The organism is Kitasatospora sp. NPDC088391 (assembly GCF_044753345.1).
Classification (GTDB): Bacteria; Actinomycetota; Actinomycetes; order Streptomycetales; family Streptomycetaceae; genus Kitasatospora.
The window spans coordinates 759,152-777,170 of sequence record NZ_JBIVNB010000002.1 but is presented as its reverse complement, the minus strand read 5'-3'; the positions used below and the strand labels follow the sequence as shown (position 1 = coordinate 777,170).

General features: G+C 74.9%; 17 protein-coding genes. 8 read left to right on the top strand and 9 right to left on the bottom strand.

What is annotated here, in order from left to right; translation table 11 throughout:
* The first annotated feature begins 57 nt into the window (after positions 1 to 57).
* The 4 genes from ACIQBJ_RS07870 (at position 58) to ACIQBJ_RS07855 (ending at position 3,155) form a co-directional block, all read left to right on the top strand.
* Positions 58 to 717, top strand: a complete 660-nt coding sequence (locus ACIQBJ_RS07870; protein WP_400705332.1) for a TetR/AcrR family transcriptional regulator — start codon at positions 58 to 60, stop codon at positions 715 to 717.
* Between the two features lie 64 nt (positions 718 to 781).
* Positions 782 to 2,437 (top strand): BCCT family transporter, encoded by a 1,656-nt coding sequence (locus ACIQBJ_RS07865; RefSeq protein WP_400705329.1) that lies wholly within the window; start codon positions 782 to 784, stop codon positions 2,435 to 2,437.
* A gap of 208 nt (positions 2,438 to 2,645) precedes the next feature.
* Positions 2,646 to 2,837, top strand: coding sequence for a hypothetical protein (locus ACIQBJ_RS07860; RefSeq protein WP_400705326.1), 192 nt, complete (start codon positions 2,646 to 2,648; stop codon positions 2,835 to 2,837).
* A 102-nt stretch (positions 2,838 to 2,939) separates the two neighbouring features.
* Entirely contained in the window at positions 2,940 to 3,155 is a 216-nt protein-coding gene (locus tag ACIQBJ_RS07855; RefSeq protein WP_400705323.1) for a cold-shock protein, read from the top strand.
* On the opposite strand, the gene ACIQBJ_RS07850 is transcribed toward ACIQBJ_RS07855, so the two are convergent.
* Complete coding sequence (locus ACIQBJ_RS07850) at positions 3,145 to 4,560, bottom strand: DUF2398 family protein (protein ID WP_400705320.1); 1,416 nt, start codon at positions 4,558 to 4,560, stop codon at positions 3,145 to 3,147. The genes ACIQBJ_RS07855 and ACIQBJ_RS07850 overlap by 11 nt on opposite strands.
* An 89-nt stretch (positions 4,561 to 4,649) precedes the next feature.
* Here ACIQBJ_RS07850 and ACIQBJ_RS07845 point away from each other — a divergent pair, with 89 nt between their 5' ends.
* Complete coding sequence (locus tag ACIQBJ_RS07845; protein WP_400705317.1) at positions 4,650 to 5,531, top strand: sterol desaturase family protein; 882 nt, start codon at positions 4,650 to 4,652, stop codon at positions 5,529 to 5,531.
* A complete protein-coding gene (locus ACIQBJ_RS07840) occupies positions 5,528 to 6,202 on the top strand; it encodes a lysoplasmalogenase (RefSeq protein WP_400705314.1) in 675 nt (224 codons plus the stop codon). Before ACIQBJ_RS07845 ends, ACIQBJ_RS07840 begins: the two co-directional genes overlap by 4 nt.
* Before the next feature lie 119 nt (positions 6,203 to 6,321).
* Here ACIQBJ_RS07840 and ACIQBJ_RS07835 read toward each other — a convergent pair whose 3' ends face one another.
* The 7 genes from ACIQBJ_RS07835 to ACIQBJ_RS07805 all read right to left on the bottom strand — a co-directional run bounded on the left by ACIQBJ_RS07835 (position 6,322) and on the right by ACIQBJ_RS07805 (position 14,763).
* On the bottom strand, positions 6,322 to 6,918 hold the full coding sequence (locus ACIQBJ_RS07835; protein WP_400705311.1) for a hypothetical protein: 597 nt from the start codon (positions 6,916 to 6,918) through the stop codon (positions 6,322 to 6,324).
* A 169-nt stretch (positions 6,919 to 7,087) separates the two neighbouring features.
* Positions 7,088 to 9,499, bottom strand: a complete 2,412-nt coding sequence (locus ACIQBJ_RS07830; RefSeq protein WP_400705308.1) for an FtsX-like permease family protein — start codon at positions 9,497 to 9,499, stop codon at positions 7,088 to 7,090.
* Positions 9,496 to 10,179 (bottom strand): ABC transporter ATP-binding protein, encoded by a 684-nt coding sequence (locus tag ACIQBJ_RS07825; RefSeq protein ID WP_400705305.1) that lies wholly within the window; start codon positions 10,177 to 10,179, stop codon positions 9,496 to 9,498. The genes ACIQBJ_RS07830 and ACIQBJ_RS07825 overlap by 4 nt, the downstream gene beginning before the upstream one ends.
* Positions 10,176 to 10,703, bottom strand: a complete 528-nt coding sequence (locus ACIQBJ_RS07820; protein ID WP_400705302.1) for a PadR family transcriptional regulator — start codon at positions 10,701 to 10,703, stop codon at positions 10,176 to 10,178. Before ACIQBJ_RS07820 ends, ACIQBJ_RS07825 begins: the two co-directional genes overlap by 4 nt.
* 130 nt (positions 10,704 to 10,833) lie before the next feature.
* A complete protein-coding gene (locus ACIQBJ_RS07815; RefSeq protein WP_400705299.1) occupies positions 10,834 to 11,637 on the bottom strand; it encodes an exodeoxyribonuclease III in 804 nt (267 codons plus the stop codon).
* A gap of 108 nt (positions 11,638 to 11,745) precedes the next feature.
* Entirely contained in the window at positions 11,746 to 13,542 is a 1,797-nt protein-coding gene (gene ggt / locus ACIQBJ_RS07810) for a gamma-glutamyltransferase (protein WP_400705296.1), read from the bottom strand.
* A gap of 123 nt (positions 13,543 to 13,665) precedes the next feature.
* A complete protein-coding gene (locus ACIQBJ_RS07805) occupies positions 13,666 to 14,763 on the bottom strand; it encodes an ROK family glucokinase (RefSeq protein WP_400705293.1) in 1,098 nt (365 codons plus the stop codon).
* 237 nt (positions 14,764 to 15,000) lie between these two features.
* Here ACIQBJ_RS07805 and ACIQBJ_RS07800 point away from each other — a divergent pair, with 237 nt between their 5' ends.
* Positions 15,001 to 16,137, top strand: a complete 1,137-nt coding sequence (locus ACIQBJ_RS07800; protein WP_400705290.1) for an alpha/beta hydrolase — start codon at positions 15,001 to 15,003, stop codon at positions 16,135 to 16,137.
* 49 nt (positions 16,138 to 16,186) lie between these two features.
* Here ACIQBJ_RS07800 and ACIQBJ_RS07795 read toward each other — a convergent pair whose 3' ends face one another.
* Entirely contained in the window at positions 16,187 to 17,158 is a 972-nt protein-coding gene (locus tag ACIQBJ_RS07795) for a glycoside hydrolase family 16 protein (protein ID WP_400705287.1), read from the bottom strand.
* 347 nt (positions 17,159 to 17,505) lie between these two features.
* On the opposite strand from ACIQBJ_RS07795, the gene ACIQBJ_RS07790 reads away from it, so the two are divergent.
* Positions 17,506 to 17,964: a hypothetical protein gene (locus tag ACIQBJ_RS07790; protein WP_400705284.1), complete on the top strand. Its 459-nt coding sequence runs from the start codon at positions 17,506 to 17,508 to the stop codon at positions 17,962 to 17,964.
* Positions 17,965 to 18,019 lie beyond the last annotated feature (55 nt).

Below are 18,019 nucleotides of genomic sequence, written 5' to 3'. Positions count from 1 at the left end.
CACCGGTGACCTCCGGCGTCATACCGCGGCGCGGGGCCGCCCCGTATCATGGTCCGGGTGACCAAGGTTGACCTGTCACCTCGTCCGGTGGAGGCGATGTCCCCCCGTCAGCTCGAACGCCGCGGCTCCCTCCTGTCGGCCGCCCTGGCCCTGGTGACCGAGATCGGCGTGGAGCGGCTCCAGATGAAACAGGTGTCGGAGCGGTCGGGGGTGGCGCTCGGCACCGCCTACCGGTACTTCTCCTCGAAGGATCACCTGCTGGCCGCGGCCATGGCGGACTGGCACCGGCTGCTGCTCGCCGACCTGGTCGGCGAGGTCGGGGTGGGGCGCAGCGCCTCCCCGGCGGAGCGGGCGGTGCGGTTCGTGCGGCGCGGGATGCGGGCGTACCAGCGGCAGCCCGAGCTCGCCCGGCTGCGGGTGGCGGTGGCGACGTCCACCGACCCGTTCGCCAGCGAGGCGCTGCAGGGGCTGGCCCGGGCGGACCGGGCGGCGCTGGGCGCGGTGCTGCCGGAGGTGCCGCCCGCCTCCGGGGAGCTGGTGCGGCACATGGTGGGGCATGCCTGGCAGGGCGAGCTGACGGCCTGGGTGACGGGGCGCAGCACGCTGGACGACGCCCGCACCCGGCTGGAGGAGATGGTCCGGCTGGTGCTGGCCCCGTACGAGCCGTACGGGCCCGGCGGCCCGGACCGGGCCGGGACGGTACCGTCCACCGCCTGACGGTGCGTCGGTCACCGGCGCGCCGCCGCCCGCCCCGGCCCCGGATGTGGACATAGTGCCTGGTATGGCCACCACTCCCGACCCCTCGACGGATCGTCAGCCCGGCACGCCGGAGACCGGTGCCGGCCCGGACGCCTTCCCGGTGGACCGGGTGGTGTTCGGGGTCGGCGCGGCGGTGGTGCTGGCGGTGGTGGCCTGGGGCGTGTTCGCCGAGGACTCGCTGGGCCGGGCCTCGGATTCGGCGCTGGCCTGGGTGCTGCACTCCTTCGGCTGGCTGTTCGTGGTCGCCGCGGACGTGTTCCTGCTGCTCGCGGTGGTGATCGCGGTCAGCCGGTACGGCCGGGTGCCGCTGGGGCGGGACGGCGAGGAGCCGGAGTTCTCCACGCTGGCCTGGGTGGCGATGATGTTCTCCGCCGGCATGGGCATCGGCCTGCTGTTCTACGGCGTGGGCGAGCCGCTGCAGCTGTACGCGCAGCCGCAGCCGGGTTCGGGGCTGACGGCGCAGACCCCGGCGGCGGCGCAGCGGGCGCTGGAGTTCTCGCTGTTCCACTGGACGCTGCACCCGTGGGCGATCTACGCGGTGGGCGGTCTGGCGCTGGCCTACACGACCTTCCGCAAGGGCCGGGGCAACCGGATGTCGGCGGCGTTCGTGCCGCTGATCGGCGAGCGCGGGGCGCGCGGCTGGCAGGGCCGGGTGATCGACCTGCTGTCGGTGTTCGCGACCGTCTTCGGGTCGGCGACCAGCCTGGGCCTGGGCGCGATCCAGGTCGCGGGCGGCCTCGGCTACGTGACGGACATCCGGGCCACCGAGGGCGTGGAGCTGGTGGTGATCGCGGCGCTCGGCTCGGCGTTCGTGCTGTCGGCGATGTCGGGCGTGCACCGGGGCGTGAAGTGGCTGTCGACGGCCAGCGTGGTGCTGGCCTGCGTGCTGATGCTGTTCGTGTTCGTGGTCGGCCCGACGGTCTTCGTGCTGGACGCGCTGCCGTCGACGGTCGGCGGCTACCTGTCGGACCTGGCGGTGCTGGCGACCCAGACGGGGGCGTTCACGGACGAGGACTGGCTGGGCTCCTGGACGATCTTCTACTGGGCGTGGTGGCTGTCCTGGGCGCCGTTCGTCGGCACCTTCATCGCCCGGATCTCCCGGGGCCGGACGGTGCGCCAGTTCCTGGTGGGCGTGCTGCTGGTGCCGAGCGGGGCGACGGCGGTCTGGTTCGTGGTGATGGGCGGCTCGGCGATCCGGCTGCAGTCCACCGGCGCGGCCGACCTGGTCGCCACCATTCCGCGGGGCGCGGACGCGGGGCTGTTCGAGATGCTGAAGACGCTGCCGCTGGGCGCGGTGACCAGCGTGGTCGCGGTGCTGCTGGTGATGCTGTACTTCATCACCTCCGCGGACTCGGCCTCGCTGGTGCTGGGCTCGCTCTCCTCGGGCGGCGCGCTGCACCCGCGGACCTGGCTGGTGGTGGTCTGGGGCGTGCTGATGGCGGGCGTCGCGGCGGCCCTGCTGCTGGCGGGCGGGCTGACGGCGCTGCAGAACGCGACCATCCTGGTGGCGCTGCCGTTCGTGCTGGTGATGCTGGGGCTGTGCGTGTCGCTGGTGCGCGAGCTGCGCACCGACCCGGCGGCGGGCCCGTCCCGGCTCCGCCCGGCGCACGGGCTGCGCGACGCGGTCGGCACCAGCGTCGGCGACGACTTCCCGGAGCACGCCCGCCTTCAGGAGTGAGTCCCCGGGGCCGCCGGGGCCCGCGCGCCCGGCCGTACCCCGAGCCGCCCTTAAGCACGGCCCGAGCACGCCCCGAGTGGACCGCGATAGTACCGATCACGCGTTCGACCTGCGGCGATACGGCCGCGCCGGTTCCGACGCCGAGATCCCGTCCAGCATTCACCCGCGTTTCGCGACCGCGTAACACCGCTCTGGAAAGCTCACTGCCATGAACGTCCGCACCCTCCCGTCCCTCCAGGACCGGCGCTTCCCGCTGCCCCGCCGCCACCGGCGGCTGCTCGCCTGTGCCGCCGTCGCGGCCTCCGTCGCGCTGGGCTCGCTCGGCGTGGGCGCCACCGTGGAGACCGTCCGCCACGAGACCCGGACCGCCCAGGCGGCCGTCCAGCAGCCCGGCCACTGAGCCGCTGGGCCCTCCGCGGCCGCCGCGCCGCTGGGCCGGACGGGTGGTGGGCCGGACGGGCCGGGCGGAGACTGGGGTGACCGGCCCGAAGGGAGTCCCGCCATGCAGACCGGCACCGTGAAGTGGTTCAACATCCACCACGCCTACGGCTACATCACCCCGGACGGCGGCGGCCCGGAGGTCGCCGTGTACTACGACTCGGTGCTCGCCGACACCGAGGACGGCCGCATCCTGCACCAGGGGCAGCGGGTCCGCTACGACGAGACCGTCCAGGAGTACCGCCCGGTGGCCGAGCGGGTCCACCCGCTCACCGGCTGACGGCAGCGACCGCAGCGGCGGGCCGGGAGTGCCGCCCCGAGCCGACCGCGGGCCCGGTCGCGGCCGGCGGGGCGTAGCGGGCGGCGGGGGCGCGCAGCAGCCAGTTCCGTCCGGCGGGGGCCGCCAGGCCCATCCGGTGCAGCAGGTCGAGGGCGTCGCGGCGGAACGCGGCGAGGTCGGCCAGGTAGCCGGCGTCCCAGCCCGCGCTCATGCCGTAGTCGTCGGTGATGTCGCCGAGGGTGCCGTCGATCAGCGCGTCGGGGATCAGCACGGCGGGCGGGGCGGTGTCGGCGTCGACCGGGCGGAGGTCCTCGACCAGGCGTTCGGCGAGCAGCAGGGCGGCCTGGGCGAGGGTGCCGGGGCCGGGCAGCGCGAGGTCGGTGAGCTCGTCGGCGGGGTCGAGCAGGGCGACGCCCTCGGCCCGGATCTCGGCGGTGAGGCCGAGGAAGTCGGCGAACCGCTCGGTCTCGGCGGGGGCGGCGTCGAGCAGGTGGGCGCGTTCGGCGGGGGCGAGGTCGTCGAGCAGCACGACGGGGGTCTCGGCGAGCAGCCGGCGGACCGCGACCTCGGGGCCGACGGCGGGCAGCGGGGGCGCGGTGAGCAGGTCGGCGGCGAGTTCGGCGGGCGGGCGCCAGTCGTCGAGCAGGGCGCGCACGGCGGCGGGGGCGGGGGCGGCCGGGTCGGCCAGGGCCCGGGCCAGGGCCGCGTACCCGGCGGGGTCGAGGCCGGGCAGGCCGCGGCCGGGCAGCGGGGCCTTGTGCAGGCGGGCGTGGGCGGGGCCGAGGGTGAGCCGGTAGCCGAGCAGGGTGGCGAAGCGTTCGGCGAGGTCCTCGGCGTGCCGGCGGATCAGCGGGAGCGCGGCGCCGTGCGGGCCGTCGGCGGTGACCAGCGGACGGGCCATCAGGAGGCGGGCGGCGGTGCGCAGTCCGGTGCCGGCGGAGCGGTCGTCGGCGGGGCGTTCGGGTTTGCGGTGGCGGCCGCCGCCGGTGGGGCGGGCGGGCGCGGCGGCGGGCTCCCGGCGTATCCGGCGGTAGCCGAGCGGCCGGAACAGCGGCGAGGTGGTGTGGTGCGCGGTCGGGCCGTGCCACCAGCTGGTGCCGGGCGCGGGTTCGGCCTGCCGGGGGGCGCCGCCGAGGTGGCGGGCGCCGTACGCGCCGAAGGCGGTGGCGGCCAGCAGGTCGGCGGCGGCCGGGTCGGCGGCGGCGAACCGCTCGGCCAGCGCGGCGGCGGCGGCAACGGAGGCAGCGGCAGGAGCGAGAGCAGTGGCGGCGAACCGTTCGGCCGGCCCGGCCCCGGCGGCGTCCGGGCGCGCGGCAACGACGGACAGCCCCGCCCCCGCGGTGCGCCCCATCCCCGTCCCGCCGGCCGCCGTCGGGGCGCCGGCGGCTGTTTCGTGCCGCTCCATGTCGTCCCCAAGAGTAGTCGCCGAACCGGTGGCTACGCGCCGGTAACAACCTCTTCCGCAGGCCGCCGCCGTCGCCTAGGGTTCCGGGCATGCCGAACCTGCCCAACGTCGTGCTCTGGTCGATACCGGCCTTCGTGCTGCTCACCGTGCTGGAGATCGTCTCCTACCGGTTCCATCCGGACGAGGACGAGCAGGGCTACGCCGCGAAGGACACCGCGACCAGCCTGGGCATGGGGCTGGGCTCGCTGCTGTTCGACGCCGGGTGGAAGATCCCGATCGTGGCGATCTACTCGTTCCTGTACGAGTTGACGCCCCTTCGGGTGCCGGTGCTGTGGTGGACGGTGCCGCTGATGCTGCTGGCGCAGGACTTCTTCTACTACTGGTCGCACCGGGGCCACCACGTGATCCGGGTGCTGTGGGCCTGCCACGTGGTGCACCACTCCAGCCGGCACTACAACCTGTCGACGGCGCTGCGGCAGCCCTGGACCTCGGCCACCACCTGGGTGTTCTACGTGCCGATGATCCTGGCGGGCGTGCACCCGGCGGCGCTGGCGTTCTGCTCCTCGGCGAACCTGGTGTACCAGTTCTGGATCCACACCGAGCGGATCGGGAAGCTGCCCCGCCCGGTCGAGTACGTCTTCAACACGCCCTCGCACCACCGGGTGCACCACGCCTCGCAGGGCGGCTACCTGGACCGCAACTTCGGCGGCATCCTGATCGTCTTCGACCGGCTGTTCGGCTCCTTCGCGGCGGAGGCCGAGCGCCCGGTGTACGGCCTGACCAAGAACATCGGCACCTTCAACCCGCTGAGGGTCGCCACCCACGAGTACGCCTCGATCGCCCGGGACGTCCGCTCCGCGACGACCTGGGGCGACCGGCTGCGCCACCTGGTGAAGGGCCCGGGCTGGCAGCCCGCGCCGCGTACCGATCCCCCCGCCCCCGCCGCCGGACCGGAGAGTGCCCCCGCATGACCCCCGCCCGCGACCCGCGCACCGCGCGGGTCCTGCTGACCGCCTTCGCCGCCGTCTCGGCCGTGCACCTGCTGGCGATCGCCGTCCACCTGACGCCCGTCCAGTACGCCACCAAGCCGCTGCTGATGCCGCTGCTGGCGGCCTGGGTGTGGGCGCTCGCCCGGCCCGGAACGCCGCGCCTGCTGGTCCCGGCGCTGCTGTTCGGCGCGGGCGGCGACATCCTGCTGGAGGTCGGCGGCACGGTCGCCTTCCTGGCCGGGATGGGCTCCTTCGCGGCCGGACACGTCTGCTACGTCACGATGTTCGGGAAGCTCGGGGCGTTCGCCGACCGGCGCCGCCTGCTGCTGACGGCGGCGGGCTACGCGGCGGCCTGGGCGGTGCTGATCGTGCTGCTCTGGCCCGGGCTGGACGCCGGGATGCGCGTCCCGGTCGCGGTCTACAGCCTGCTGCTGGCCTCCACCGCCGTGACGGCGGCGCAGGTCCACTGGCGGGCGGGGCTGGGCGGGGCGCTGTTCCTGCTCTCCGACACCCTGATCGCCACCGACCTGGCGGGCTGGAAGCACCTGCCCGCGCACGGCTTCCTGATCATGCTGACCTACCTGGTCGGCCAGTACCTGCTGACCACCGGCACCCTGGCGCGCACCGCGCAGGAGGAACCGCCGCGGGTCTGACGGCACGACAGCGGGCGGCGCCCACCTCGTCGGTGGGCGCCGCCCGCTGTCGTGTTCCGTCGCCGGCCGCGGGGACGGGCGGCCGGCCGCGTGCGGTGGGCGCGTCGCGGTGGCGGCGGTCAGGGGGTCCGGCGGGCGGCGCCCCGCCGGCGCAGCAGCCAGAACCCGCCGATCCCGGCGGCGACCAGCGCGCCGCCCGCCGCGATCCGTCCGCCGTCGACGCCGACCGAGCCGCCGAGCCCGGTCTCCACGCCGCCGTGCGGGACCCGGGCGCCCTCCCAGACGCCGGCCCCGGCCGCCCCGGCCGCGCCGCCGCTCCCGGCGGAGGCGATCGCGACGGCGACCGCGCCGACGAAGGAGTCGCCGTTCGGGCACTTGCCGTCGATGCCCCAGGAGGAGTCCGAGGTGCTGCGCTTGGCGATCGCGGTGGCCATCTCCTGTTCGGAGATGACGGTGGCGTTGCCGGAGTACTTGCCGTCGGGGCCCACGCTCAGGGTGGTCGAGCCGCCGGCGAAGGCGGCCGAGGTCGCGGTGACGCTCTTCTCGGTGCTGCTCGCGCAGGTCACGCTGACGGCGACGGACTGGCCGGGCTGCGCCTGCGCGGGGGTGACCCAGGCGGGTTCGCTGCCCTTCGCGGACGCGGGGGCGGCGGTGGCCAGGCCGAGCAGGACGGTGGTGCCGAGCAGAGCGGCGGCGGCGGTGCGCGTCGGGCGCATGCCGTACCTCCAGGGGGTCGGGGCGGGAGGGGGCGGCTCCGTGTGCATCCCGCTACTCCCGGTTGCCGCCCACGCTAGGCAGTGCTGTCCGCCCCGGCGACACCTCGGGGCCGTTCGGGGCCGTTCGGTCCGGGGTTTCCTCCGGGCCCGAACGACTTCCGACGGTCCGTCACTCGTTGCGCGCCGTCTCCGGTCCGGTGATCCGGCGCAGCATCGGCAGGGTCGCGCCGATCGCGGCCAGCGCGGCGACCAGGCCCGCCGCGACCGCGAGCCAGTAGCCCGCGTCGAGGGGGTGCAGCGTGTACTTCAGCTGCGAGCGCAGGAACAGGTCGGCGGCCAGCAGTCCGACCCCGACCGCCACCGCGGAGACCGCGAGCAGCGGGACGGCGGACTCCAGCAGCACCACCCGGCGCAGCATCCGCAGCGGGACGCCGGTCAGCCGCAGCAGGCTGAACGGCCGCTTGCGCTCGCCGAGTCCGGCGGCGGCCGCGACGGCCAGGCTGCAGCCCGCGATCGGGAAGGTGGCCAGGATGACCACGCCGGCCAGCTGCTGATAGGCCCTCAGTTCGCTGCCGGCCAGTCGGCGGCCCTCGGCCAGCGTGGTCGACTGCCGGATCGCCGGGTAGGCGGCGTCCACCGTCGTCCGGGCGTGTTCGACCGCGGCCTGCGAGCCGTCGGTGCTCACCACCACGTTGACCACGGGGCGGGCGGTGAGCTGCTCGGCGGTGTACGGGGCGGCGGGCCACTCGGTGGCGGAGTAGTCCACGAAGCCGCTCCAGACGAACGGCACGTAGGCGGTGGCGGCGCCGGGCGCGCAGTGGCCGAACACCCCGACGGCCGCCAGGTCACGGCAGTCCACGGTCTCGCCGGCGACGGTCTCGTCGGCGGCGGTCCTGTCCGCGACGTGGATCGGCACCGGCGCGTCGAGGGGGTGCACCAGCAGCACGCCGGTGACGCCGGGGACGGCGTGCAGGGCGTCGACCAGGCCGGACGGGGCGGGGCGGCCGGCGGCGGCGGGCAGGCCGTCCCGCCGGTAGCCGGTGCTGAGGTCGTTGGTCAGCACGTTGTCGAACTGCGGGCCGCCCTCGACCCGGCCGCGTTCGGCGGTCATGGTGCCGATGATGCCGACGGTCGCGGTCATCACCAGCAGGGCCAGCACCAGGCCGCTGACGGCCCGGAACCCGGCGGTCGGGTTGTCGGCGAGCCGGCGCACCGCGATCAGGGTGGCGGGGCGCTGGGTGCGGCGGGCCAGCAGGGCGGCGGTCCGGCCGGTCAGCCAGGGGCCGGAGAGCACCAGGCCCAGCATGATCAGGCCGAACGCGGACAGGTAGCCGCGGATCTGGCCGGGGACGGAGCCGGGGTGCCACACCAGGAACACCGCGAGTTCGGCGAGGCCGGCCAGCAGCGGGACCACCCGCCAGGCCCGGGGCGGCTTCGGGGTGACCCGGCGGCTCACCCCGAGCGGGGAGATCCGGACCCGGCGCAGCGCGATCCGGGCGGCGACGGCGGCGGCCAGCGGGACGCCGAGCGCGACGGCGAGGACCTGGAGCGGCGTCAGGGTGACGTCGGAGGGGAAGAACCGGTCGCCGCTCAGCGACATCCCGGCGACCGGGGCGCGCAGCGCGAGGTGCGGCAGGAAGCCGAGCGCGACGCCCGCGGCGGCGGCCGCGACGGCCTCGACGGCGGAGACCACCGAGACCTGCCTCGGCGTGGCGCCGACCAGGCGCATCGCGGCGAAGCGGCGTTCGCGCTGGGTGGCGGTGAGCCGGGTCGCGGTGCCGATCAGGATCAGCACCGGGAAGACCAGGGCGCCGGTGGCGACGGTCAGGATCAGCGAGGTGCCGTTGGACTTGATGCCGACCACGCAGTCGTCGCAGTGGTCGGGCGAGGTGGTGGCGATCCGGTCGACCAGGGCGGCGCCCGGGAGGGCGCGGACCGCCTGCGGGGCCCGGCCGACCAGGGCGACCAGGCTGTCGGGGGCGGGCAGCGCGTCCTTGCCGAGGATGCCGATCCGGTGGCCGCCGAAGCGGTCGGCGAGCTGCTCGGGGGGCGTGGCGTCGGCCAGCCGGGCCAGCGCGGGCGACAGGTAGTACTCGCCGTCGGCGGGCATCCGGTCCACCCCGGGCGAGGTCGCGGCGGACGCCCCGGTGAGGGCGACGTCGACCCGGCCGATCTCCCGGCCCTGGAAGCTGTCGCGCCGGGTCAGCCACCACATCGGCGCCTTCCCGCCGGAGGCGGAACTCCCCACACCTGCTTCCCCGCCGGAGGCGGAACTCCCCGCCGCACCGCCGGAGGCCGTCGTCCCCGCACCCGCTTCCCCGCCGGAGGCGGAACTCCCCGCCGTACTACCGGAGACCGTCGCCCCCGCCGCCTCCCGATCGGCGGGGGCGACCCGGGAGGCGGCCGTGAAGCCGGTGTTGAACCAGGCGTAGCGGTCGTTCTGGGTGTGCACGGCGTTGATGGCGGCGAGGGTGGTGAGCAGCAGTCCGACGCCGATGGCGACGGCGGCGGCGGTGACCAGCAGGCGGAGCAGCGCTTCGCGGCCGCCGCTGACGGCGAGCCGCAGGCCGAGGCGGATCACGGGGTGAGCCTTCCGGTGAGCGAGGTGGCGCGGCCGTCGCGGACGATGCTCTCGCGGTCCGCGTAGGCGGCGATCCGGGCCTCGTGGGTGACCAGGACGACGGTGGTGCCCTGGCCGCGGGCGGCCTCCACCAGCAGGTCCATGACGTGCTCGCCGGTCAGCGAGTCGAGGGCGCCGGTGGGTTCGTCGGCGAACAGCACGCGCGGTTCGGCGACCAGGCCGCGGGCCAGGGCGACGCGTTGGGCCTGGCCGCCGGAGAGCTCGCCGGAGCGGCGGCCCTCCAGGCCGTCGAGGCCGAGCCGGGGGAACCAGGCGCGGGCCCGGGCGAGGGCGGCGGCGCGCCTGGCGCCGCCGAGCAGCAGCGGCAGGGCGACGTTCTCCTCGGCCGTCAGTTCCGGTACGAGCTGGCCGAATTGGAAGACGAAGCCGAAGGAGTCGCGGCGCAGGGTGCTGCGTTCCTGCTCGCCGAGGTTGTCGATCCGGCGGCCGTCGAAGCGGATCTCGCCGCTGTCGGGGGCGAGGATGCCGGCCAGGCAGTGCAGCAGGGTGGACTTGCCGGAGCCGGAGGGGCCCATCACGGCGTGGATCTCGCCGGCCTCGACGGCGAGGTCGGCGCCGCGCAGGGCGGGGGTCTCGCCGAAGGCGAGGGTGACGGCACGGGCTTCGATCAGCGGGTTCATCGCTGGGTCACCTCCGCGGCGAGGGCGTCGAGTCGGGCGGTGGTGAGGTCGATCCAGCGCAGGTCGGACTCCAGGTGGAACAGGCCGTGGTCGGCGAGCAGGGCGTCGACCAGGCTGCCGGTGCGCTTGACGGCGGTGAGTTCGCGCATCCGCCGCAGGTGGGCGGCGCGCTGGGTGTCGAGGTACTGCTCGGCGTCGCGGCCGAGCATCAGGGCGAGCACGACCTTGCTGAACAGCACGGTCTGCAGGTGGGGTTCGGCGGCGACCGGTTCGCGGAGCCAGTCCTCGAACTCGGTGGCCCCGGCGTCGGTGATCACGTACCGCTTGCGGTCCGGGCCGTCGCCGGCCTCGGGTTCGCCGACCACCACCTTGCCGTCCCGGGCGAGGCGGCCGAGGGTCGCGTAGACCTGGCCGAAGGGCAGCGGTTTGCCGCGCCCGAAGAAGGCGTCGTAGTCGCGCTTGAGGTCGTAGCCGTGGCTGGGCTCGCGTTCGAGGAGCCCGAGCAGGGTGAGGGGAACGCTCATGATCGGAGCCTACGCCGCGCGTACACTCCGCGTCTATACACTCAGAGAATACCGGGGCGGAAAGAGCGCCGTACGCCCTCCGAGCAGGGCGTACGGCGCAGTTGACGGGGCGTCGGGAACCGACGGGGCGTCAGAGGTCGAGGTCGACCACCACGGGGGCGTGGTCGGAGGTGCCCTTGCCCTTGCGGGCCTCGCGGTCGACGTAGGTGTCGGTGACGGCCTCGGCGAAGGGCTTGTTGGCGTAGGTGAGGTCGATCCGCATGCCGCGGTTCTTCGGGAAGGCCAGCGCCCGGTAGTCCCAGAAGGTGTACGGGCGGTCGTACTTGAGCGGGCGGGGGACGACGTCCCGCAGGCCGGTCTCCCGGAGGGCGGTCAGGGTGGCCCGCTCGGGCTCGGTGACGTGGGTGAGGCCCTCGAAGGCGGCGCGGTCGTACACGTCCTCGTCGGCGGGGGCGACGTTGAAGTCGCCGAGCACCGCGAACGGCCGCGCCCCGGCGGCGTCCTCGCGGACGGCGTCGCGGAGCGCGGCCATCCACTCCAGCTTGTAGCGGTAGTGCGGGTGGTCGACCTCGCGGCCGTTGGGCACGTACACCGACCAGACCCGGACCGGGCCGCAGGTCGCGGCGATCGCGCGCGGCTCGACCACCGCGGCGGGCGCGTCCTCGGCGAGGTAGCCGGGCTGGCCGGGCAGGTCGCGGACCACGTCGGCCAGGCCGATCCTCGACAGCAGGGCGACGCCGTTCCACCGGCCGTCGCCGTGCGCGGCGGACTCGTAGCCCAGTTCGGCGATCGCCTCGGCGGGGAAGGCGTCGGTGGCGCACTTGAGTTCCTGCAGGCAGAGCACGTCCGGCTCGGCGGACTCCAGCCACTCCAGCAGCTTGGGGAGCCGGGCGGTGACGGAGTTGATGTTCCAGGTGGCGATGCGGACGGTCACGGCGGCCTTCCCTCGGCGGTGCGGACGGACGGGGCCCCGGCACGCGGGCCGGGCGCCCCGTCCGAACATACCGCCAGGGGCCGACAGCCCCCGGCAGCCGACGGTCCGTCAGCGGGCGGGCCGCAGCACGGCCGCCGCTCCCCCGCCGCGCCGGACCGGTTCGGCGGCGGCGATCCAGCGGCCGTCGGGGAGCCGTTCGACGCCGGTGGCGGCGCCGATCTCCGGGACGGCGGCGAAGACGTGGCCGAGGGCCTGCAGCCGCGCCGCCTCGGGCGAGGCCAGGAAGGCGGGTTCGGCCTGGGTGGCGGCGGTGTTGCGCTGGCTGGCCCGGGGCGCGGCGATGGCCTGTTCCAGCGTCAGGCCGCGGTCGACCCGGTTGGTCAGCACCTGGAGCACGGTGGTGATGATGGTCGCGCCGCCGGGCGAGCCGAGCGCCAGGTAGGGCTTGCCGTCCTTGAGCACGACGGTCGGCGAGATCGAGGAGCGCGGCCGCTTGCCGGGGCCGGGCAGGTTGGGGTCGGGCACGCCCGGGGTGAGCGGCGCGAAGTCGAAGTCGGTGAGTTCGTTGTTGAGCAGGAAGCCCCGGCCGGGGACGGTGATGCCGCTGCCGCCGGTCTGCTCGATGGTCAGGGTGTACGCGACCACGTTGCCCCAGCGGTCGGCGACCGTCAGGTGGGTGGTGCTCTGCCCCTCGTAGGGCTCGGCGGCGGGCTGCCCGCTGCTCGCGCAGGCCGCCGGGCGGTAGGGGTCGCCGGGGGCGAGCGGGCTGGTCAGCGCGTGCGCCGGGTCGATCAGGCAGGCCCGGGCGGCGGCGTAGCGGGGGTCGAGGAGTTGCCGGGTCGGCACCTGGACGGCGCCCGGGTCGCCGACCCAGCGGTTGCGGTCGGCGAAGGCGATCCGGCTGGCCTCCAGGTACTGGTGGTCGTAGGCGGCCGGGTCGGTGAGCCGCGCGGCGCCGTTGGCGGCCAGGATGTTCAGCGCCTCGCCGACGGTGCTGCCGCCGGAGGAGGACGGGGCGATGCCGTACACGTCCAGGCCCCGGTAGTTCACGTGGGTGGGGTCCTGCACCCGGACCCGGTAGGCGGCCAGGTCGGCGGTGTCGACCTTCCCGGGGCGGGCGTTGCGGCCGGAGGCCGGGTCGACCGGCGGGTGCTGGAGGGCGCGGACCACGTCGGCGCCGATCGGGCCGCGGTAGAACGCGGCAGTGCCGGTGCGGCCGAGTTCGCGGTAGGTGGCGGCCAGGTCGGGGTTGCGCAGGGTGGAGCCGACCACCGGGAGCTGCCCGTCCGGCAGGAACAGCGCCCGGCTGGCCGGGAAGTCCTGGAACCTGGCCTGGTTGCCGGCGGTCTGGTCGCGGAAGGTCTGGTCGACGGTGAAGCCGCGCTCGGCGATCCGCTCGGCGGGCTTCAGCACCTCGTCCAGGTTCCGGCTGCCCCAGCGGCGCAGCGCCTCCTGCCAGGTGGCGGCGGTGCCGGGGACGCCGACGGACAGGCCGCTGGTGACGGCGTCCGCGAACGGGAGCGGGGTGCCGTTCTCCTGGAACAGCGTGCTGTCGGCGGTCCGGGACGCGGTCTCCCGGCCGTCGATCGTCTCGACCTTCCCGGTGCGGGCGTCGTAGTGGACGAAGTACCCGCCGCCGCCGATGCCCGCCGAGTAGGGCTCGGTGACGCCGAGCGCGGCGGCGGTGGCGACGGCGGCGTCCACCGCGTTGCCGCCGCGCCGCAGCACCTCCAGCCCGGCGGCGGTGGCGTCGGCGTCGACGCTGGACACCGCGCCGCCCCACCCGACGGCCTCCGGCTGCTTGCCGGGCGGGGCCTGCCCGGCCCGGGCCGGCGCGGCGGCGCCCAGCAGCCCGGTGGCGGTGACGAGCGCGAGGACGGGGACGAGACGGGTGCGGGCACGCATGCGGCCTCCCAGGGACGGCGTCGGTCCCCCGTTCTCCCACACCCGCCGTGCACCGGACAACCGGTCGTTCGGCCAACCGCGGCGGCTTCACCGGATGTTGACACGCCGTCAACGAACGGCGGGTCAGTCGGTCAGGGCGCGCCGGCGCTTGACGGTGCGGAAGCGGCGGGCGACCTGGCGGGCCAGGTCGGCGGCGCCGACCAGGCCGGCCTCGTTGCCGAGGGCGGCGGGCACGATCTCGGCCTCGGGGCGGAAGCCGCGGCCGGTGAGGGTGCGGCGGAAGGCGTCCCGGGCGGGGCCGAGCAGCAGGTCGCCGGCCTCGCTGACGCCGCCGCCGACCACGAAGCGGCCGGGGTCGAGGGCGGCGGCCAGGTTGGCGAGGCCGACGCCGAGCCAGCGGCCGACCTCGTAGAGCAGTTCCACCGCGACCGGGTCGCCGTCCCGGGCGGCCGCGGTGACCAGCGGGCCGGTGATGCCGAGCGGGGTGCCGCCGGCCCGGGCCAGCAGCGGCTGGACCACCGGGGACTCCTCGGCGGCCAGCTCGCGGGCCTCCCGGACCAGCGCGTTGCCGGAGGAGTACTGCTCCCAGCAGCCGCGGTTGCCGCACGGGCAGCGGTGGCCGCCGGGCACCACCTGCATGTGGCCGAACTCGCCGGCCAGGCCGTACCGGCCGCGGTCGACCCGGCCGTCCCGGACCACCGCGCCGCCGATGCCGGTGCCGAGGGTGATCATCACCATCTGCTCCTCGCCGCGGCCGGCGCCGAACCGCCACTCGGCCCAGGCCGCGGCGTTGGCGTCGTTCTCGACCACGACGGGGAACCGCAGCCGGGAGCTGAGCGCCTCCCGGAGCGGCTCGCCGCGCCAGTTCAGGTGCGGGGCGAACAGCACGGTGGAGCGGTCGGCGTCGACCCAGCCGGCCGCGCCGACGCCGACGGCGTGCACGTCGTGCTTGTCGGCGAGCTCCAGCACCAGGTCGACGATGACGTCCTCGACCACCTTGGGGCTCTTGCTCTTGTCGGGGGTCTCGGCGCGGACCCGGTCCAGCACCCGGCCCTCGCCGTCGACGACCCCGGCGACCACCTTGGTGCCGCCGATGTCCACGCCGATGGTCGGCAGGCGGAGCACCCCGGCGGGCAGCGTGCGGCGGCGCCGTTCGGCGCGGGGGCCGAGGCCCAGCAGGTTCGGCAGGACGGGGCGGCCGGAGCCGCTGGCTGTGGTCACGTGATGAATGCTCCTGGATTCGGTAAAAGGTCCGCCCGAGTGGAGGTCGGCCGTCGGCGAACTGGCAGACTGAGCCACGAACGCACAGCGGATTCTCACGAAAACGTGATGTTCCTCTCAGGTTTCTCCGGGTGTCGGCAGCAACTGATCGTGTGTTTGACGCAGTCTGACAAGTGTGATGTGCGAACCGGGGGACCGTGCCCCGGACGGCCGGACGACCCGATTCGAGAGACCCCGATGCAGCTGACAGGCACCCCGTTCCTCCTCCTCACGATCGTCCTGGTGCCGGTCTCGATCGCGGTGGCGCTGCTGCTGTGGGGGCGGGTCCGGGGCCCGCGTCCCGTCCAGGCACTGTCCAGGATCGTGATGCTGCTGTTCTGCCAGATCACCGCGGTCACCACGGTCTTCGTGATGGTGAACAACGCCAACCTGATCTACGGCAGCTGGGACGACCTGCTGGGCACCGGCAACCACGTCCGCGCGGTGCCGAACGTGCAGGCCGAGACCGGCGGCGCGTCCGGCGGGCCGGGCGCCCCCGGCAACGACGCCAAGCACAGCAAGGTGATCCAGAAGTTCGACCCGGTCGGCGACCCGAAGGTGCCGAACGACGTGCGGACCACCAACCTGAAGGGCGCGGTCTCCGGCGTCGACGGCGAGGTGCTGGTCTGGCTGCCGCCGCAGTACGACGACCCGGCGTACAAGGACAAGACCTTCCCGGTGGTCGAGCTGCTGCCGGGCTGGCCGGGCTCCTCGAAGACCTGGTTCGGCACCCTGCGGGTCTCCGAGCAGCTGAAGCCGATGATGCAGAGCGGCCAGGTCGCCCCGTTCATCCTGGTCTCGCCGCGCACCAACCTGCTGGGCGACAGCGTCGACACCGGCTGCGCGGACGTCCCCGGCAAGGTCAACGCGGACGCCTGGCTGTCCCGGGACGTGCCGCAGATGGTGCTGGACAACTTCCGGGTCGACCCGTCGGCGGACCGCTGGGCGGTGGCCGGCTACTCGGCGGGCGCGCACTGCGCGGCCAAGCTGGCGCTGGAGCACCCGGACCGCTACCGCGCGGGCGTCAGCCTGTCCGGCTACAACGACCCGGCGGGCGAGGACAAGTCGCTGACCGCGAAGGACCCGCACCTGCGGGAGGTCTCCAACCCGCTGAACATCCTGAAGTCCGCCAAGACCCCGCCGAAGACCGCGCTCTACGTCAGCGGCAACAAGGGCGACGGCCTGGAGGCCGGCGAGGCGCTGAAGGCCGCCGCGAAGGCGCCGACCACCGTGACCGTGCAGGAGACCACCGGCGCGCACAGCAGCGACGTGTGGAAGCCGATGGTCCCCGGCATCTTCACCTGGCTGACCTCGGTGATCCCGGCCAACCACTGACCCGGGGCCCCGGCCCGGTGCCGGCCCCCGTGCGGGGGCCGGCACCGGTTCAGGACTTCGGCACCGTGTTCACGTAGTCGGTGCCGGCCGCGTAGAAGGCGTCGACGGTCTTCTGCACCTCGGCCGCGGGGACGGCCTGGTCGGCCTTGTAGTAGAACCAGTTGACCTTCATGTCCCAGCTGCGGCTGCCGCCGATCGCGGGCAGCAGGTCGATGAACCAGTTGCTGAAGTGGACGTCCACCTTCTCGCGCAGGACGTACTTGCCGGAGCTGGTGTACAGGTCCTTGCCGTCCATCGCGTAGGTGGCCTTGCCGTCCATCACGGTGATCGTCATCAGGTGCCAGCCGCCGAACGCCTGCTTGGTGGGCTTGGTGACCCGGTCCGGCGGGTCGGCCTTGAACCAGCTGGTGGTGTCGAGCTGCGGGCCGGGCGCACCCCAGCCACCGTTGGCCAGGTACTCGAAGTCCAGCTCGCTGTAGTTCGGCGAGGTGTCGGCGGGCGAGATCGGGAAGAAGGTCTGCACGACGTGGTCGCCGGTGCGGCCGGTGGCGGGCTTGTCGCTGAGGTAGATCCGGGCCGCGTAGGTGCCGTTGAGCAGGTTGGTGCCGGTGGTCAGCACCTCGACCTGCCGGGTGCCCTGCTTGGTGCCGTCGGTGGTGGAGCGCAGCTGCATGGTCCGGCCGCCCTGGGCGGTGGAGTCGGCGGGGAAGCCGGCGCCGGCCGCGGACCAGGTGTCCTTGATGCCGGGGCCGCCCGCGCCGGAGCGGACCTCCCAGCCGTGCGCGGTCAGCGCGGGGTCGTCGGCGCCGGTGTAGTGGAAGGTGTCGAACAGCGTCCCGGGCGGGCCGGTGGGCGTCGGCGAGGCGCCGGCGGCGGGGTCCTTCGCGGCGCCGTCCTTGGCTCCGGCGGCCGCGCCGCCGGTGGCGGGGGCGGAGGAGCAGGCGGCCAGCGCGCACAGCAGGGCCGACAGCGCGAGCACGCTCCGCGCGCGGCGGCGGGGGAGGCGGCGGGGCTGGCTCAACTCGGGCTCCTTGGGTGGCGCGGCGGTGCGGTGGGCCCGTCCGCTGCGCGGGCGTCGACGGCCGTTCCGGTGAGGCGGTCATCCTAACGGGGCGCGCAAGGGTCACCGCCCTTGCCCCGTCCGCTCGCTGACGTGCATGAGCCAAGGTCAACGGTCCGTGCACAGGTCTGTACCGGTACGTGGTGGTAGTGGTCTCGATCCGATTACAACACTGCGTCAGATCGCCGTAAAAGCAGACATAGTACCCATTCCCTTAAGGGTCCCCTCAGGTCCGTGGACTAGCGTTCGCCCTAATCTCCCGCGGCCCGAGGGCCGCGCTCCGAAAGGCCCGCACCATGCGCCCTGTCATGACTTCTCCCGAAGCCGGATCGGTGCCTGCCGCGGAGCCCGTTCCATCCGGTACGAACCTCGAAGCCGAAGAGGCGCTCCCCGAGCCGGTGTTCGTCGACGGTTCGGGCCTGCGCGGCCGGCTGCTGCGCGGTCTGGGCTGGCCGGTCTCGCTGGTCGGCGCGGTGCTGGCGGTCGCCATGGGCGGCAGCCTGGTCGGCATGCAGGCGGACGCCCCGGCACTCGGGATACCGCCGCAGCCCGCGCAGTCCCCGGCCGCCCCGGCGCCCTCGCCCTCGGCCGTGCCCAGCACGCCCGCGCCGAGCGCCTCCCCGGGGGCGAAGCCGGGGGGCGCCGCCTCCTCGCCCGCCAAGCCGAAGAACTCGCCCAGCGCCCCGGCCAGGTCGACGGCCTCCACGGCCTCCACGGCCGGGCTGCGCGGGGCGGCGCCCACCGGCGCCGCGTCCAAGCACCCCTGACCCGCTTCTCGGAGCAGCACCCCCGAACGTCCGCACCGCCCTCCCAGGAGCACCA

What these genes read in the sequence shown, in the direction of transcription:
- ACIQBJ_RS07865 (WP_400705329.1), top strand. Translation starts at nt 782, where the DNA reads ATGGCCACCACTCCCGACCCCTCGACGGATCGTCAGCCCGGCACGCCG.
- ACIQBJ_RS07860 (WP_400705326.1), top strand. Translation starts at nt 2,646, where the DNA reads ATGAACGTCCGCACCCTCCCGTCCCTCCAGGACCGGCGCTTCCCGCTG.
- ACIQBJ_RS07855 (WP_400705323.1), top strand. Translation starts at nt 2,940, where the DNA reads ATGCAGACCGGCACCGTGAAGTGGTTCAACATCCACCACGCCTACGGC.
- ACIQBJ_RS07850 (WP_400705320.1), bottom strand. Translation starts at nt 4,560, where the DNA reads ATGGAGCGGCACGAAACAGCCGCCGGCGCCCCGACGGCGGCCGGCGGG.
- ACIQBJ_RS07845 (WP_400705317.1), top strand. Translation starts at nt 4,650, where the DNA reads ATGCCGAACCTGCCCAACGTCGTGCTCTGGTCGATACCGGCCTTCGTG.
- ACIQBJ_RS07840 (WP_400705314.1), top strand. Translation starts at nt 5,528, where the DNA reads ATGACCCCCGCCCGCGACCCGCGCACCGCGCGGGTCCTGCTGACCGCC.
- ACIQBJ_RS07835 (WP_400705311.1), bottom strand. Translation starts at nt 6,918, where the DNA reads ATGCGCCCGACGCGCACCGCCGCCGCCGCTCTGCTCGGCACCACCGTC.
- ACIQBJ_RS07825 (WP_400705305.1), bottom strand. Translation starts at nt 10,179, where the DNA reads ATGAACCCGCTGATCGAAGCCCGTGCCGTCACCCTCGCCTTCGGCGAG.
- ACIQBJ_RS07820 (WP_400705302.1), bottom strand. Translation starts at nt 10,703, where the DNA reads ATGAGCGTTCCCCTCACCCTGCTCGGGCTCCTCGAACGCGAGCCCAGC.
- ggt (WP_400705296.1), bottom strand. Translation starts at nt 13,542, where the DNA reads ATGCGTGCCCGCACCCGTCTCGTCCCCGTCCTCGCGCTCGTCACCGCC.
- ACIQBJ_RS07800 (WP_400705290.1), top strand. Translation starts at nt 15,001, where the DNA reads ATGCAGCTGACAGGCACCCCGTTCCTCCTCCTCACGATCGTCCTGGTG.
- ACIQBJ_RS07790 (WP_400705284.1), top strand. Translation starts at nt 17,506, where the DNA reads ATGACTTCTCCCGAAGCCGGATCGGTGCCTGCCGCGGAGCCCGTTCCA.